Genomic DNA, 16,444 nt, shown 5'->3' with positions numbered 1-16,444 from the left:
GATTAAGCCTTTGTTAGCTCATCTTAGGCCAATTATTTAAACAAAATCAAGCGGGTGTTGCTCTGGTTTTGCATGGTAGAAATATTTTGCCAGCGTATGGAGAAGCTTATCTTTGTGAATTGGCTTAGCCAAAAACTCGTTACAACCTGCTTTTAAGCATTTGTCCTGATCTTCTTTCATAGCGTATCCGGTCAAGGCAATGATCGGGATCGCAACCCCGCGGCGACGAAGCTCTTCGGTAGCCGCATAGCCATCCAGCACCGGCATCTGAATATCCATCAAAATCAAATCGAAGTTTCCTTTAACGGCCGCATCAATGCCTTCCTGGCCGTTATTGGCAAAAGTCACATTGGCTTTGTGCTTGGTTAGATAAAACTCAAGCAGCATTTGGTTGTCGAGCGAGTCTTCCACGACCAAAATGTTTTTATTGGCAATCGCTCGAGTGTTATACGGAGGAATCTGCACGACCGGTTCATTGGCCGGTTTTTCAGTCGGGTTATATTTGACCTGAACAAAGAATAAACTGCCCATGCCTTCTTCGCTATCAAGCAAGCCCGCATCACCACCCAGAAGTTGCGATAGTTTCTGAGCGATGCTCAGGCCTAAGCCGGTGCCGCCATATTTTTTTCTGACCGAACTGTCTCCTTGCGAAAAAACCTTAAATAAATTCGCGCGCTGTTCCGGCGAGATTCCGGCGCCGGTATCGCTGACCGTAAAAAACAACATTGTGCCGCGCACTTCGTACGTTAACATGACATGACCTTTTTCGGTGAACTTGATCGAATTACCTACGATGTTGGTTAAAATTTGTCTTAGTCGCGTTTGATCAGTCACGATATATTCAGAGACATACCCGATGCGCTCAAAAATGAGTTGTATGCCTTTTTCATCACAGCGCATTTTAAGCAGGGCATATAAATCCGATAACATTTGCGAAAGCGAAAATGCCGCGGCCTGGGTTTCGATGCGATCGGCTTCAATTTTAGAAATATCTAAAATGTCATTAATAATTGTATTCAGACTTTCACCGGTTCGGCGAATAATTGCCGCATACCGTTGTTTGTCTTTTTCTTCTAAATGCTGATCTTGTAAAATTTCAGAAAAACCTAAAATTGCATTTAACGGCGTGCGGATCTCGTGCGACATATTGGCCAAAAATAGATTTTTGGCTTGGCTGGCTTGTTCGGCGTGTTGGCGTTCTAATGTTTGGCTCTCGAGGCGCTCTACCATCTTGTTTAACGACTCAGCCAACTGCCCGAGTTCGTCTTTAGAATTAACATTTATTTTTTGCGAGTAATCACCTTCGCCGACATTGATGGCCGTAGCATTTAATTCGCGCAGGGTATTGGTTAAGTGGCGACCAAGTCTATATGTCAGAAACAAACCCATGGATTCAACCGTGATGACAATCAGTAAAAGCACCACCAGCAGTACATTTTCGATCATGCGCGAAGCCTCGCTTAACGAATTCGAGAACTCATCCTCGAGGCGGCTCAGTTCCTGATCAAGACGGATTATCTCCAGCATAAAGTAATTTTGTCTGCGACTATCTATGCCGGCGGTGACTTCAGCCTGAATTTTGTCTCCAAGTTCTATCAGTTCGGCAATCAACTCGTCACCTACTGACCAAGTATGCAGAGTTTTTGCCATCAGAGGCACATTTTCAAACCGCCGCACCAGCTTAATCATTGAATCGATATCTTTTTCATTAATCTTGCCGCGCAAAAACCCCTGGCGAATCACATCAGCATCGTAGTCTTCTTTTAAGAGTTCGAGGCGACCCACCTTATCGCCTAACGGCACATCGAGTTCTTTTTTAAAATTTTCAAAATCACTTGGGTTATGCGTAATTAAATACTGATTAAGCGAAAAAACCGCTTTCTTCTGCGCCTTTGACCATAGACCTTCGCCGCCGACATAACCGCGTACCGCCGAAAGTGTATCCATAGCAAAGAATAACGTTAGCAGCTCCAAAGCCACAAGCACGGCCATGATGCCGACAACGGTAAAGAGCTTTTTCTGAACCGAAAGATTCAGCCACAGGTTTTTAACACTCATGCAGAGGACTATAACCAACTTGATATCGGCTTGCTAAATATAACTTTATCGACGCAGAGATTGTTGAGTTTTGCCCCAGAACACTCTGTTTTTTTACCGCTTTTTTACCGACACTCGCCGCAAACTCAGGTTGACACGCTGGACGCTGGTCTGGCTGGGCCTTAAACCGGACTTTTGAATGCCGCGCCAGACCCCTAAACTAAAAAGATGAAGAAAACTAATAAAATCAATCGTAGAAAGTTTGTCCAGTCCGCTGGTGTTGCTGCTGTTTCGGCCGCTGCATTTACGGGTTGTTCAACCCTTGAATCTTTAACCCGGACTCCATCGAACGAAAACAATTGGCAGATCGATGAAAACGACAGATTCGATTTTATTATCGTAGGTTCAGGCGCTGGTGGCGGACCTCTTGCCTGCGGTTTGGCAAAAGCAGGTTATCGAGTTTTACTTCTTGAAGCTGGAGGCGAAAGCGTAAACCGACTTTCAACAACGCCGGTGTTTCACGCCAAAGCCAGCGAAGATCCATCACTCAATTGGTCTTATTTCGTAGACCGTTTTCAGCAAAGCAGCGGCTACAAACGCTTTGAAGAAATGAATTCTAAATATTTGCAAGAGAACAAAAGTATTTATTACCCGCGCGCGGCCGGCATAGGCGGCTGCACACGCATGAATGCTCTTATAAGTCTTTATCCGGATAACGAAGACTGGGCTAACATTGCCAAACTAACCGGTGACCAAAGCTGGAATGCCAAAGATATGTATAAACGATTTCAGGGCATGCAGGCGGGTAACGGCGGCTGGTTATCGCTGACGCAGGCAGCGCCATGGTCATTGATGAAAGACCGCTTTCTGACAAAGATGGTTTTAGCTGCACTGAAAGTAGATACCGTTGATGCAACGAAAAACTTTTTCGATAACCTTTTAGAAGGCGACTGGAACGAAATTGAAAAAGCCGTATCAATTGCGCCAAGTCTAAAATTAAATCCAAATGATCAGGGTTATGTGAATAATAAATATCCTGGTGTATTTAATATGCCTTTTAATGCGATGAACGGCATTCGTCACGGCGTACGCGAATATATCTTAGAAACCCGCAAAAAATATCCACAAAATCTATTTGTAAAAACTGAATCGCTTTGTACAAAAGTCATCTTCGACCCGAACGACAAAACTAAAGCAATCGGCATCGAATTTATCGAAGGTGCGCACTCTTACCGTGCAGATGTGATGAATAAATCAAAGGCGCCGACCTGGATGGGCACGCCGAAACGCGCTCTGGTAAAACGTGAAGTGATTTTAGCCGGCGGTGCATTCAATACGCCGCAGTTATTAATGCTTTCTGGCATCGGCAATGCCGCTGAGTTAGATAAACACGGGATCCCGGTCATTAGAAATCTTCCGGGGGTAGGTTTAAATCTGCAGGATCGCTACGAGGTCACGGTCGTAAGTGAGTTAAACAAACCTCTTTCGCTTATCGAAAATTGTACATTTGCAAAAAACAATGATTTTGCCAAAGATCCCTGCTGGCAAGATTACGTTAAAAACCCAGCCGGTCACATTTACGGAACCAACGGCGTTGCACTTTCGTTAATCCGTAAATCAAGCGACAAACAGAAGTCTCCGGATCTTTGTATCTTCGGTGTACCGGGCAGGTTTACCGGCTACTATCCGGGTTATGCTGACGATGCCACACCTAAAAATCCGAACGACCCAAGTTATTTCACCTGGGCAATTTTAAAAGGGCACACCAAGAACCATGCTGGTTCGGTAAAATTAAAATCGACAGATCCTCGTGATACACCGTACATTAATTTTGCCTACTTCCAGGATGAAAAAAACGGCTTAACCGAAGATTTAAATGCGGTTTATCAGGGCTTAAACGTTGCCCGCCGTATTAACAAAAGTATCGGGGCAAAATATTTTAAACGCGAAGTCTATCCAGGTGATAATGTCACCAAACCAGATGATCTATCCTCGTGGATCATGAAAGAAGCCTGGGGCCACCACGCTTCTTGTACCAATAAAATGGGTCGCGCCAATGACGCTACCGCAGTTGTTGACAGCAGATTCCGCGTTCATGGGGTTAAAAACCTGCGCGTAGTAGACGCCTCAGTGTATCCGGATATTCCGGGATTATTTATTATGCTGCCAACGCTGATCGTTTCTGAAAAAGCTAAAGAAGTTATCTTGGCCGACCACGCCAAGGGATAACATTGACAAGACAAATCCACTTTGTTTACTTGAGGTAAGCAAAGTGGGATAAGTATGTCTTTCGTTTTCAAATTTTTGTCCGGTCTGATTTTATTTTTGCCCATTTTAAGCAATGCTTCTGTTGAAATTAAAAGTAGCTTTCTTCCTTCGGTCGCATTTGTAAATCGCGCCGATACGGTTTTTTCTTCGCACAATACTGTTATGTTCGGCACTGGTCAGTTTTGGCTCGGTGGTTATTACGGCCATGAAGTGATCAGTGAAAACGTAACCGACCAAACTATCGGTGCGGCCCTACGTTTTGGCCAGCAGCAGTTTTTCGAATTGCAGGGCGGAGCTTACGTCAGAAAGTTCGAGCAGTATCAAACCAGTCTTGAAGGCAAAGGTGCCGCCGCACAACTTATCTATGGCGCCCACATAAACACTTATTTCGGGTTAAGCATCGGCTTATCCGGAAAACGCATCAATTCAGGTATGGAAAAGCGCACCATCGTGACCCTGCTTCCGCTTTTAAGTTTAAGATTGGGGTTTTAATGAAAAAATATTTTTGTTTCCTGTTTTTTATTTTCCATTTAAACACTGCCACCGCCTGGGAGCTGGAAGGATTTGCCGGCGCGCAGTCAACCAGTTATGACGACGTTAAAGAAGCCAACACCACCGGCATTTCGGCACGAGCAAAAATAAATTTTTACACACAGAATAAAGGTGTTTTCGTCAACATGAACGCACGCGGCATCAGCCTGCTCGCCACCGAGATGTTGGCCGGATATGCCTGGCGCAGCACGGGCGCCTGGTTTTTTGAAGGCGGTGCGGGCGGCTCGTTTTCTTCAATTTATGGCACTAATCTTGGATTGTTAGGCGGCACCGGCTACCGCGTTTCAAATAAGTTGTTTATTAATTTTCCGGTGATCATTGCCGGCTCAGGAATTTACTGGTCGCCGTATATTGGCTACAGCTTTTAAAGGAAGAACACTAATGAAAAAAATTTTGCCTTTAATATTTTTATTTTTTTCTGCCGGTTGTGGGCAGGGTGTACCAGAATTAAGTCACACCGGAATCTGTGATGGTTACCCAGACTGGAGCACGTCGGATTATCGCCTGCCATGGCCTGTCGGCGCCAGTTATGAAATCAGCCAAGGTAACTGCGGCCCGGCAAGTCACCTGGGTGCACAACGCTATTCATATGATGTGCGTATGGATATCGGCACATCAATTGTCGCCGCCCGCGGTGGCGTGGTCGAAGATGCCGAAGAGCAGTACCGTGATGGCGGCGGTTGTGACGAGCTAAATTTTATCAATATTCGCCACAGTGACGGCACCTTAGCCCGCTACCTTCATCTTACGCACAACGGGGTTCTGGTTAATGTCGGCGCTACTGTTAATCAGGGTGATGCCATCGCATTAAGTGGAAATTCGGGCTGCAGCTCAGGTGCACACTTACACTTTATGGTTTTAACCCCAGATAAAAAAGATACAGTGCCGGTCACATTCAGCAATACAGATAGCAATGTGCGTGGCCTAATTTCAGGAAAAAACTATACCGCTCTTTAAGCCCCCCAGGACTTTAATCCCCCGTCATTTCGTCCAGTCCTGTAAAGGTTTACTACAATTTACAGACCTTTAAAGTGGTTTTCAATACTAGACGATAAGCCACCTAGAACAACAACTAGGTGGTCAAATGAAGAACTTTTTATTACTTTCGCTTTTAACTTTTACTTTTGTTACCCAGGCCGAATCGAGATCAAGAAACTCTTCGGGCTACGGTTCATGCTCATTTTTATGTGAAAGCATTCCTGATGATAATAATGTAATGCACGCCATGGGTCAGGCCTCGCTGCCAACTTTAAACTCGACAAAATTAAGCGTGCTTGTGTGGAATATTTATAAAGGTAGAAAATCTGAGTACCGCAAATCTTTTGCCGCGATGGCAAAAAACCGTGACTTGATTATGTTATCAGAAGCAACAACTGGTTCACCGGTAACTGACAGCTTCAGAGCTCTGACTGGCTGGGAGTGGCACTTAGCTGCATCTTTTGATATGAAAAATGATATCGCAGCCGGAACCGTGATCGGCTCTGCGGCCCGTCCGTTTAACCCACACTTTTACCGCACCAAAGATGTTGAACCGTTTGTAAAAAGCCCGAAGGCAACTGTTCTTGCCTATTATGCGATTCCAGGTAGTGCAAAAAAATTACTGGCGATCAGCATCCATGGAATTAACTGGGACGGCGATGAAGCTTTAGAAAGACAACTGAACATGATTTTACCTGAAATTAAAGCGCACAATGGCCCGGTTATTTTTGCCGGTGATTTTAATACTAAAAATGCTTCGCGTGTTGCTTTAACAAAAAGAATTTTAGGTTCAGCAGGTTTAAAACAAGCTCCGTGGGAAAATCCGTTAAAGAAAAAACAGTTAGACGATGCATTTACCCGCGGCATGACGGTTAAGCGCGCTCGTCTGGTGCATGATTATGTTGATAAGGGATCAGATCATCCTGCTATCGATTTACAAGTTGAATTAACAGACTTATAAAAATGAAGCTAAGACTTAGCGTTCTTACTGTAGTTTTATTAAAGGTAAGCCCTGTCTGGGCTTGCCAGGTATCGACTGACCCAAAGCGCACAGTTTACATCGGCGATTCACACACGGTTGGCGATTTCGGCGCAAGTCTGACACAAAAAATTTCCAAACTAAATGATAATGCTCCGGTTTACAGATACGGTGTAGTCGGCTCCGCCGCCGGACACTGGAATAAAAAAGACAACACAACTATCAGAAAATTAACGATCGGTTATTATTGTGAGGGTGACGGTTTGGTCAATGGCAAAGCGCCAAACAAAAATTTTCCGATGCCGACCCAGTTGTTTCAGGGTAGTGCTCCTCGAGTGGTTATTGCGCTTGGTACAAACGATGTTTTTAGCGGCTGTACAATCAAAGACAAAGAAACACAAATGACAGCCACCAAAGACTTGCTGGCCCAGATCCGTCCAAATTCTAAATGTGTTTGGGTAGGCCCAACCGAGCAACCAGCGGATGGCCCTCTGGTTAAAAGATGCGGTCAGTCTAAAATTAAGGCTTTTATTGATAATCTTAAAGAAACCGTCAGCAGCCGCTGTACCTTTATCGACAGTAGAAAAATCACTTACAAGGGTAAAGCCATTACGCCTAATCGCCCGGATAAGCTTCACTACGGCGGTGACTTAGCCAGACACTGGGCTGACCAGGTCGCAAACCAAATCAGCGATTCCGCTACGTCAGCGCCCAAGGCCGAAAAACCTGCGGCCGGCGGCCATGCAAACTAATTTTATCAACTATTTTTAACATTTTCTTGATACCAGTTTTTACTTGGCGTGCCCTCTGTAGTTTCGCTATACCTTTAGCGTGAACCAAACGAGCAGAATCAGTCTCACCAGAGCAGAGATCGCACAGCGTAGCGCCAAATCCGCGCTGGCTTGCTATTTCCTGACTTTACTTACCATTGGTCTATCACTTCTGCTGCAGAATCGTTTTGTTTTTTTTCTGGCGCTGCTGATGTTTGCAGTTGGTTTTTTACAGACCCTGATGGCCAAAAAAGTTTTTGCCAATCCGTTAAATGAAAAGTGTTGGAACTGCCTTAGAGCCAGTTACTGGTTATTGGGCAGCATTACAGCAGCTATTTTGGTGACATCTGTTCTTTCGACAGATGATACCCTACATCTAGTGATGTTGTTTGCGATTCTGGCTGGGGTGGCCGGACATTTTTTACTGACTACCTCGTTAGACCGCACGCTGATTTTGCCCGGGCTTGTACTGGTACACCTACCGTTAATAGCGGCCTCAACTCTGCATTACTTCGAACATCGCCACTATCACGATTTGTTTTTAACTAGCATCTATGGTTTTTGCTTTATCTACAGCCTAATTCAGTACCGGTTCTTGCATGGTCAGCTAACGCTCAACATTGATGCGCGCCTAAAGCAAGAAAAGCTTAATCACGAACTGAAGAACCTCGATCAAAAACAAGATTTTTTTATTCAGCTGGCGTTAACCTTACTCAGTAACAAAGCGCCCCTTGATGTCGTGTTTAATTCGATTTTAGATTTTTTTGAAAAGCAAAACGCAGACTGGGTCTGTAGTATTTTATTTCTCGATAAAAATAAAAAACGTTTTCAGCAGGTGTATGCACCCAGCATCGCTGATTTTTATAATCAAGCGATTAAAACTCTGGACATCGGCGCCAATGCCGGATCATGCGGTACAGCGGCTTATACCGGGCAAAGAGTCATTGTTGAAAATATTCAAACTGATCCGCTCTGGCAGCCATACCGTGAGTTGGCCGCTAAGGCGCAACTGGCAGCCTGTTGGTCGCAGCCCATTAAAGATAAAGCCGGTGTGGTGATCGGCACTTTTGCTATTTATCACCGCTCACCGCACGCGCCGGTCGATAAAGATATTCGCATGATCGAACAGGCGGCCGAGCTTGTGGCTATCGTTTTACAACATTTTGAAACCGAACTTTTAGTGCGCAAAACCCAGGATGAATTAGGCCTTATCTACAACAGCTCAATTGATACCATGTGGTTAATGGATGTCGAGCCCGGAGATAAATTTCGCTTTCGCTCGGTGAACGATGCGTTTGAACTGGCGACTGGCATGTCGCGTGAACTGGTTCTGGGTAAGCTCATTGAAGAGGTGTTGCCACCAAAAACTGTTGAAACTACCAAAGCTAAATATCTTGAAGTGATCGCAACCGGCAACGTTGTCGACTATTTGGATGTGGCGGTATTTCCGATGGGCACCAAGGCCGGGCAGATCCGCCTTAAGCCCATCTTTGACGAGGCCGGCCACTGTATCAACATTTTAGGTATCGCCGAAGACATCACTGAAAAACACAATATGAGTACGCTTCTATCCCAGCGTGAAACGGATCTAATGTACGCGCAAAAAATTGCCCGTCTTGGCAACTGGAAGTGGGACCTTGTCGATGGTAAAAACACCTACACCTCTAAAGAAGTTGCCGCCATGCTAGAGTACGATGAAAACCCCGAGTATCCGATTTCATTTAATGATGTAAATGTGTTCACGCCGGAATCGTGGGCAAAAGCCAGACCGATTGTAGAACACGCGATTGCTACCGGCACGTCTTATGAAATCGATCTCCAACGTAAAATGAAAAATGGGGAATACCGCTGGTTTACCGCTCGTGGCGAAGTTGCCGAGCGTGATACCCAGGGTAACGCCATTTTACTTGCGGGAACGATGCAGGATATTACCGAGCGTAAAAATCTGGAAAACAATTTAAAAAACGCACTTAAATCGCGCGATGAATTTATTGCCGTAGCCTCACATGAATTAAAAACCCCGCTGACGACCATACAGCTTTCTTTACACACGATTAATAGAAATCTTGATGAGTTGGCAATTGCAGCCGTCGATCTGATCCGTCCGAAGCTGGCCCGTGCCAAATCGCAGAGCGAACGTTTAGCTTCGCTTATCGATAGTTTGCTTGATGTTACCCGCATGGGTTCGGGTAAAATTCATATGGATTTTTCCCCGGATACAAATTTATCTGAACTGACCTTAAGTGTATTAAAAAAATATGAAGAAGAGTTGATTAGATCCAACTCAGTTTTAACTAAAGAAATTGAACCGCAGATTTTAGGCCATTGGGATAAGGGCCGACTAGAGCAAATCGTAACTAATCTCTTAACTAACGCCATCAAGTACGGAAACGGCAAGCCGATCGAAGTGTCGTTACGCAAGGTTAATAACGCTGCAGTGCTCATCGTGCGCGACTATGGCATCGGCATTCCGAAAGACAAACAAGAAAAAATCTTTGGACGGTTTGAGCGCGCCGTCAGTGAGACAAATTATCAAGGATTGGGTCTGGGCCTGTGGATCGTGAATGAAATCGTAAGGGCTCACAATGGCTTAATCTGGGTCGAAAGCTCTGAACATCAAGGTTCACAGTTTACTGTCGAACTGCCGCTTGGCGGAGGCAAACATGAATAAGCAAATTTTGCTGGTCGATGACGAACCCGATTTACGCCAGTGCCTTGCCGAATTTCTTGAAGATGAAGGGTATTCTGTTGCCCAGGCCGAAAATGGCAAAACGGCTCTCGAACTTTTAAAAGCCGGCGCTGTGCCAAAGTTAATTTTGCTCGACTACATGATGCCGGTGATGGATGGAAAAACTTTCTGTGATGAATTTCAAAAAGATGGCAAGCTGAACAGTAAAATTCCGATCGTGCTTTTAACAGCCGCCCGGGTCGAGCACGAAGTCGCTACTACTATGAAATTAACCGGGCAGTTGACCAAGCCTATCGACATCGAGCAGTTTTTAATGCTTATTAAAAAATACTGTGTGCCAAGTTAAGAAAAGTTGAACTGCAGGATAGAAATGGCGGAGTGGGTGGGATTTGAACCCACGGTACCTGTTTTGCAAGTACGAGTCTTTAGCAAAGACTTGGTTTCAGCCACTCACCCACCACTCCGCGCGCGAATTTTATGCTGATATAATACAGAATATGAAAATGCCATAGCGTTTTTACAGAATCAAGGAATGACCCATACTTACACTTGATTTTGGACTAATAAATCGGTAGAACCGTATTTCACAATTAATTTTGCTTATATTACGACAGTGCGGTCGTAGCTCAGCTGGATAGAGTACTTGACTACGAATCAAGTGGTCGGAGGTTCGAATCCTCCCGTCCGCACCATTTTTGCTTATTAAATCATCAAAATCAGATTTAAAACTGTGATCCGAATTGCAATACTAATTCGCCTGTATTCAATTTCGAGTAGGTATCTTCGGGTAGCTTTAACTCAACCCCATCAACCTCAATTTCATCGTATATGGTTGTGCGACCAAGAATACGCAAAAATCCCGGTGACCCTGGAAATTCAACGCCCAAACCCGCAGAGTAGGCGTAACCCTTTAAAACATCATTACGACGAAATGGATTCACATGCTCATTGTCGGTATAGGTCATCTTGGCGTAAACGACAGGGTCGTAGCCTGCATAAAAATACACAACTTTTCCGTAAGTAAAATAAGCCCCGGCGTAGCCGCGTAACATTTGATAATCATACTCAGAAACACCCGAATCTGAACGGTGCTCGATCGCTTCTTCTTTCCAGCCAAGATCGGTACTTAATCCTATCGCAAAGAAATCTGTTTTAAGGCGAGCCTTCAGACCGATACTTAAACCGATGTTATAGAAAAAATTCCAAGATTTTTTATGATCTACGGAACCGTCATTGGTATTAAAGTCGGTTCCGCCAAATTGGGGTGATAAATAAACTTCACCGCCAAAACCCGCTGCAGCATGAGCCAGACTCGCACTCATCATTCCCGTAAACAATAACAAGCCAACCAAAATTTGCGCTTTAAACATGCAATCCACCCACAACTAAACATAATCTTGCATGATATTGATGGCGCAAACAATGCGACCAAAGCAGAGAAAGTTTAGCTTCCTAATTAGGCGATTTATCCCTAGACTAAAGAGGTGGACAAAAAACTCATTTTTAAAATCAGCATATTAATTGTCGGTCTTGTAAGCATTTTCGTCTTTAAAGGCTTTTTAAATAAAAAAAGTTATCCGCAGCCCGACATGAATGAGATCACCAAAACTGTGGCCTCGTTTCAGTGGTGTTCTGAGAGTAAAGGCACCTTGAAATGGCAAGAAGCCCAGTATAAAGCTAAATATAAAAAGTGGACCGACCATGCACTTCGCAAAAAGTTCTGTAAAGTGGACTTAGAGCCTCTATCAGAGGCAGAAATGAACAACGCAAACTGGCGCGACCTCGCGATCGGTATGGATTCACAGGCAACCATTGTTAAATTAGAGTGGGATAAAGCCCTACAGGTATTCAGAGCCGCAGGACTACCTTTTAAATCGAAAAAATTGAGTCGAGAGCTTCTTGACGAAGGCCGCTAGATTCGTTAGTTTGTTCCCAGCTGTTCAGAAGTAGCTCAGTCGGTAGAGCAAGCGGCTGTTAACCGCTTGGTCGCAGGTTCGAGTCCTGCCTTCTGAGCCATTTTTTATTAAATGGTAAAAAACCCTTGGAGAAATCCGAGGGTTTTTTTTTGCCCGTTTACTTAAGCACATGCGCCAAAAGCACTGAGCGAATCGCAGTTCCGCATAAAACAGATTTTATCCCGCGCTCACGTGCCGGCCCCTGGCGGGCAATCAGGCCGTAGTATTTTTTATCCGCCGAAATCCATGGGTAAAAGCCAAATAACCCAGGGCTTGAATAGGCTTCAACTTTGCCTGCCGGATTTTTTTCGATCCAATAGTGATTTCCGTACCACCAGTGCATCGAACCCGGCACCGGCGAGTCAGAAAATTCTTTTGCATGACAAACTTTATTGGCGCACACGCCAGCCTCGGTTTGTAGCGATTTGCTCATGACATATTTATCATTAATCATGTTCTGCAAGAACAACGCGTAAGTCGAAGCCTTGGTTTGTGCACCCCCGGCCAACTGCGGAAACTCGTAGGTGATACCGGATAACTTCAGTTTTTCACTGATGATTTTTCCGAGTTGTTCGTTATTAAGCTCAGCCAGGCCTAATTCATCTTTCATAGCCAAGGCCTGGGCGTGGCCGCCGTTATAATAAAACTTGCCTTTGTGTTCGGCGCTGTAAGCAGCGTTACCTTTACGAAACATGCGACCGATACGCGGCTCAGCCAGAAAACAAGCCTTAACCGTGTTGGCGTTTTGCGCCCAGCACATACCGTTTTTCATGTTGGTATATCCGGAGCGCATCTGTAAGAAGTCTTTTTGTTCGTCAGTGATTTTTCCTTTAAGGGCCTCTATGGCGTAGGCGCCAAAAATCCATTTCGAAGCTGAAGCGATTTTCATATTTGTATCAGCAGCATATTTTTTACCGACAACTCCACTAAATAGTTTTCCCTGAGCGCTGCCAATTTCCCAGTAAAAATCTCCGAGATCAGCACAAGCCTTATTAGTTTTAACTTCGTTATCGATCGCTTTTTGCACGTCTGCAGCCGAAAGTTGTATGCAAAAAATCTTAGTGACCAAAAATAGCGTAAATACTGTTTTCATACTTTTATGATTATAACTCAGTTACAGAACTACAGTCGATTTTTTAAAAGTGAAATTTAAAGCCAAGGCCCGCATTAAACTCAAGCTCGGTTTCCGGGACAACGGCGATAATCGGAACTAACTGTAAATGAAAGCTGAAATCCTTGGTTTGGGGTGGGCGCCAGTTTAAGCCAAGCGGTAGGCGCACGCCAAAACCCAGCTCACCATCTTCATCGCCGTAATACCCATCATCGCGATGATAGCGACGGTGATCATCATTCATGATGACAATCATGGCGCCAAGACCATAGAAAAAGCCGACATTCGTTAAACTTGTGCTGCGAATGGGCTCGTGGGTTTGCAGCAAATAATCACCATAGATATGGGTAGCATGGTTATATGAAAAAGACACGCCGGCCTCGACAGCGGCGGTGCCGCCCAATCCATGCGTAAAATGAATGTATGTCGGCCCCCCCAGGGTTAGACCAACGGCATTCTGGGCCAAAGCCTTCGGCAGCGCAAACAGCGTCGCTGCCAGACAAAATACTACATAGAGAAAACGTAAAATCATAAGTGAAAACCTCCGTATTGTTTTCAAGCCAATTGTTATGCTTGTTATTTATTTTAATGAGAATCAATGATGATTAAAATTTTAGATGGCTAGTTTCTTATTTTAAGAACAATGTCGCAAGAACTGTGCAGCAGTTCGACAAAATTGCCCCAAAAGTCCTGCCCGCCATAAGGGCGATCTTTTGTGTTATAGATTATATCTATTTTAAAGCAATTGTCATAGATTTTACAGATTTGTACTGGCAGTATTAACTTAATATTATTTAGACGGTTTTAAAAACAACCATAACAACACACAAGGGAGGCCCACAGTGGCAGCAACATTAATTAATACAAAAGTAACGGACTTCAAAGTTCAGGCTTATCACAACAACGGTTTCAAAACTGTTACCCAAAACGACCTTAACGGCAAATGGTCAGTTTTCTTTTTCTATCCAGCAGACTTTACTTTCGTTTGCCCAACAGAATTAGGTGACATGGCTGATAAATACGCTGAATTTCAAAAGCTAGGCGTTGAAGTTTACGCCGTTTCTACCGACACTCACTTCACCCACAAAGCATGGCACGACACTTCTGAAACAATCAAAAAAATCAAATACCCAATGTTAGCTGATCCAACTGGTCACTTATCGCGCGCATTTGGTGTTTACATCGAATCAGAAGGTTTGGCTTACCGTGGTACTTTCTTAGTAAACCCAGAAGGCCACATCAAATTAGCTGAAATCAACGATAACGGTATCGGCCGTAACGCTGACGAATTACTTCGTAAAGTTCAAGCCGCTCAATTCGTAGCTGCTCACCCGAACGAAGTTTGTCCTGCTAAATGGACTCCGGGCGCAAAAACTTTAAAACCGGGTTTAGACCTAGTTGGTAAAATCTAGTTTTTACTTATTCCGATTACGGAACCCACTGCATGCAGTGGGTTCCGTTTCTCTCTCCAACTTTGCCCCTCTCGTTCTCGATCTAAAGGAGGTCACTCATGTTAGACGCTGACTTAAAAGAACAACTTAAAAGTGTATTTGCCAATTTAGAAAATCAAATTGATCTCGTTTACCAGCCAAGTACACATGCTAACCAGAAAGAACTGGTTGAAATGTTAACCGGAGTGGCTGAAACCAGCGATAAAATCGCTGCCAAATTCGATCCCGCATCCGCTTCGGCTAATTTGCCTCCGCGTTTTACCATTCATAAAAACGGGAAATCGACCGGCATATTTTTTACTGGCATTCCCGGCGGGCACGAATTTACCTCATTAGTTTTAGCAATTTTAAACGTAGACGGAAAAGGCAAACTTCCTGATGCGATGATTATACAACGTATTAAATCTATCCGCGGACCAATTCGCATTAAAACCTTTATGTCTTTAGATTGTGAAAACTGTCCGGTGGTCGTTCAAGCGCTGAATTTAATGGCCGTTATCCACGATGACTTCCACCATGAAACCGTGGACGGTGCCTATGCACAAGAGGAAATCGCAAGCCTGGGTGTGCAGGGTGTGCCTAGTGTTATCGTTGACGGCAAGATGATCCACTCTGGCCGTTCTACTTTTGCTGATTTACTTAAAATCGTCGAAGAAACTTTCGGCGTTGATTCAAGCAAAGCCAAACTATCCGGCGCTGATGCCAATCTTGGTGACTTTGATGTCGTCGTGATCGGCGGCGGCCCGGCAGGCGCTTCAGCGGCCATTTACAGCGCCCGCAAAGGTTTAAAAACGGCAATTATCGCCGAGCGCTTTGGCGGCCAGGTGCAAGATACCAAAGGTATCGAAAATTTAATCTCGGTTGTTTACACCGAGGGTCCGCAGTTAGCGGCGCAGTTAAATCAGCACGTATTGAGTTATCCGATTAAACTTTTAGAACACCGCCGCGTTTCGAAGATCGATAAAGATGAAAGTATCATCCACTTAGAAAGCGGTGAGTTTCTCAAGGCCGGCTCGATCATTATTACTACTGGCGCCAAATGGCGTGAGTTAAATATTCCTGGCGAAAAAGAGTATCTAGGCCGCGGGGTGGCGTTCTGTCCGCACTGTGACGGTCCTTTTTATAAAGGTAAAAAAATCGCCGTGATTGGTGGCGGAAACTCTGGCGTGGAGGCCGCAATTGATTTGGCCGGTATTGTCAGCGAAGTGGTCTTGTTTGAATATAACGATGCCTTAAAAGCTGATGCTGTCCTGGTGGATAAATTAAAATCTCTACCGAATGCAAAGATCATTACTTCAGCAAAAACTACCGAGGTGATCGGCAATGGCACCCAGGTTACCGGCTTAAAGTATTTAGACCGCAACACCAACACGACCGAGACCGAAACTCTAGAAGGTGTGTTTGTGCAGATCGGCTTATTACCAAACAGCCAATTCGCCAAAGATGTAGTTGAGACTAACAAATTCGGCGAAATTATAGTAGATAACAAAGGGCGCACTTCGGCAAAAAACATCTACGCGGCCGGCGATGTAACAACAACGCCGTTTAAGCAGATTGTAATTGCGATGGGCGAAGGGGCAAAAGCTGCGTTAACTGCATTCGAAGACCGAATGTATGCACAAGCTCCCCATAACTAATTAGTCATCGAGGTTTT

15 protein-coding genes and 3 tRNA genes are annotated in these 16,444 nt (G+C 44.6%); 13 read left to right on the top strand and 5 right to left on the bottom strand.

Annotated features, from left to right (window positions below; genetic code table 11):
• Window positions 1–36 precede the first annotated feature (36 nt).
• The gene (locus AC04MM_RS05410; RefSeq protein ID WP_475379303.1) at window positions 37–2,058 is read right to left on the bottom strand and encodes a response regulator; all 2,022 of its coding nucleotides are present in this window, start codon (window positions 2,056–2,058) and stop codon (window positions 37–39) included.
• Between the two features lie 207 nt (window positions 2,059–2,265).
• On the opposite strand from AC04MM_RS05410, the gene AC04MM_RS05405 reads away from it, so the two are divergent.
• The 8 genes from AC04MM_RS05405 (at window position 2,266) to AC04MM_RS05370 (ending at window position 10,619) form a co-directional block, all read left to right on the top strand.
• Window positions 2,266–4,266, top strand: coding sequence for a GMC family oxidoreductase (locus AC04MM_RS05405; RefSeq protein WP_475379302.1), 2,001 nt, complete (start codon window positions 2,266–2,268; stop codon window positions 4,264–4,266).
• Between the two features lie 54 nt (window positions 4,267–4,320).
• The gene (locus AC04MM_RS05400; protein ID WP_475379301.1) at window positions 4,321–4,797 is read left to right on the top strand and encodes a hypothetical protein; all 477 of its coding nucleotides are present in this window, start codon (window positions 4,321–4,323) and stop codon (window positions 4,795–4,797) included.
• The gene (locus tag AC04MM_RS05395) at window positions 4,797–5,225 is read left to right on the top strand and encodes a hypothetical protein (RefSeq protein ID WP_475379300.1); all 429 of its coding nucleotides are present in this window, start codon (window positions 4,797–4,799) and stop codon (window positions 5,223–5,225) included. The genes AC04MM_RS05400 and AC04MM_RS05395 overlap by 1 nt, the downstream gene beginning before the upstream one ends.
• 13 nt (window positions 5,226–5,238) lie before the next feature.
• A complete protein-coding gene (locus tag AC04MM_RS05390) occupies window positions 5,239–5,814 on the top strand; it encodes a M23 family metallopeptidase (RefSeq protein ID WP_475379299.1) in 576 nt (191 codons plus the stop codon).
• 127 nt (window positions 5,815–5,941) lie between these two features.
• The gene (locus tag AC04MM_RS05385) at window positions 5,942–6,796 is read left to right on the top strand and encodes an endonuclease/exonuclease/phosphatase family protein (RefSeq protein WP_475379298.1); all 855 of its coding nucleotides are present in this window, start codon (window positions 5,942–5,944) and stop codon (window positions 6,794–6,796) included.
• Window positions 6,797–6,798: 2 nt separating this feature from the next.
• Window positions 6,799–7,566, top strand: a complete 768-nt coding sequence (locus AC04MM_RS05380; RefSeq protein WP_475379297.1) for an SGNH/GDSL hydrolase family protein — start codon at window positions 6,799–6,801, stop codon at window positions 7,564–7,566.
• A 79-nt stretch (window positions 7,567–7,645) separates the two neighbouring features.
• A complete protein-coding gene (locus tag AC04MM_RS05375; protein ID WP_475379296.1) occupies window positions 7,646–10,255 on the top strand; it encodes a sensor histidine kinase in 2,610 nt (869 codons plus the stop codon).
• On the top strand, window positions 10,248–10,619 hold the full coding sequence (locus AC04MM_RS05370; protein ID WP_475379295.1) for a response regulator: 372 nt from the start codon (window positions 10,248–10,250) through the stop codon (window positions 10,617–10,619). Before AC04MM_RS05375 ends, AC04MM_RS05370 begins: the two co-directional genes overlap by 8 nt.
• Window positions 10,620–10,644: 25 nt before the next feature.
• Here AC04MM_RS05370 and AC04MM_RS05365 read toward each other — a convergent pair.
• Window positions 10,645–10,737 (bottom strand) — tRNA-Ser (locus AC04MM_RS05365).
• 151 nt (window positions 10,738–10,888) lie between these two features.
• Between AC04MM_RS05365 and AC04MM_RS05360 the strand changes: the two genes are divergently transcribed.
• A tRNA-Arg gene (locus AC04MM_RS05360) sits at window positions 10,889–10,965 on the top strand.
• A 30-nt stretch (window positions 10,966–10,995) separates the two neighbouring features.
• On the opposite strand, the gene AC04MM_RS05355 is transcribed toward AC04MM_RS05360, so the two are convergent.
• Window positions 10,996–11,643 (bottom strand): outer membrane beta-barrel protein, encoded by a 648-nt coding sequence (locus AC04MM_RS05355; RefSeq protein ID WP_475379294.1) that lies wholly within the window; start codon window positions 11,641–11,643, stop codon window positions 10,996–10,998.
• A 114-nt stretch (window positions 11,644–11,757) separates the two neighbouring features.
• On the opposite strand from AC04MM_RS05355, the gene AC04MM_RS05350 reads away from it, so the two are divergent.
• Window positions 11,758–12,189, top strand: coding sequence for a hypothetical protein (locus tag AC04MM_RS05350; protein ID WP_475379293.1), 432 nt, complete (start codon window positions 11,758–11,760; stop codon window positions 12,187–12,189).
• A gap of 24 nt (window positions 12,190–12,213) precedes the next feature.
• Window positions 12,214–12,289, top strand: a tRNA-Asn gene (locus AC04MM_RS05345).
• Window positions 12,290–12,346: 57 nt separating this feature from the next.
• On the opposite strand, the gene AC04MM_RS05340 is transcribed toward AC04MM_RS05345, so the two are convergent.
• Complete coding sequence (locus tag AC04MM_RS05340; protein WP_475379292.1) at window positions 12,347–13,321, bottom strand: hypothetical protein; 975 nt, start codon at window positions 13,319–13,321, stop codon at window positions 12,347–12,349.
• A 43-nt stretch (window positions 13,322–13,364) separates the two neighbouring features.
• On the bottom strand, window positions 13,365–13,871 hold the full coding sequence (locus tag AC04MM_RS05335) for a hypothetical protein (RefSeq protein WP_475379291.1): 507 nt from the start codon (window positions 13,869–13,871) through the stop codon (window positions 13,365–13,367).
• 325 nt (window positions 13,872–14,196) lie between these two features.
• On the opposite strand from AC04MM_RS05335, the gene ahpC reads away from it, so the two are divergent.
• Together ahpC and ahpF are read left to right on the top strand one after the other, a co-directional pair.
• A complete protein-coding gene (gene ahpC / locus AC04MM_RS05330; RefSeq protein WP_475379335.1) occupies window positions 14,197–14,751 on the top strand; it encodes an alkyl hydroperoxide reductase subunit C in 555 nt (184 codons plus the stop codon).
• A gap of 98 nt (window positions 14,752–14,849) precedes the next feature.
• Complete coding sequence (ahpF, locus tag AC04MM_RS05325) at window positions 14,850–16,427, top strand: alkyl hydroperoxide reductase subunit F (RefSeq protein ID WP_475379290.1); 1,578 nt, start codon at window positions 14,850–14,852, stop codon at window positions 16,425–16,427.
• The last annotated feature ends 17 nt before the right edge of the window (window positions 16,428–16,444 follow it).

This window comes from Bdellovibrio sp. SBM16, assembly GCF_056175625.1.
Note: the sequence above shows the minus strand (reverse complement) of the source record. Positions and strands in the feature narration are given on the sequence as shown.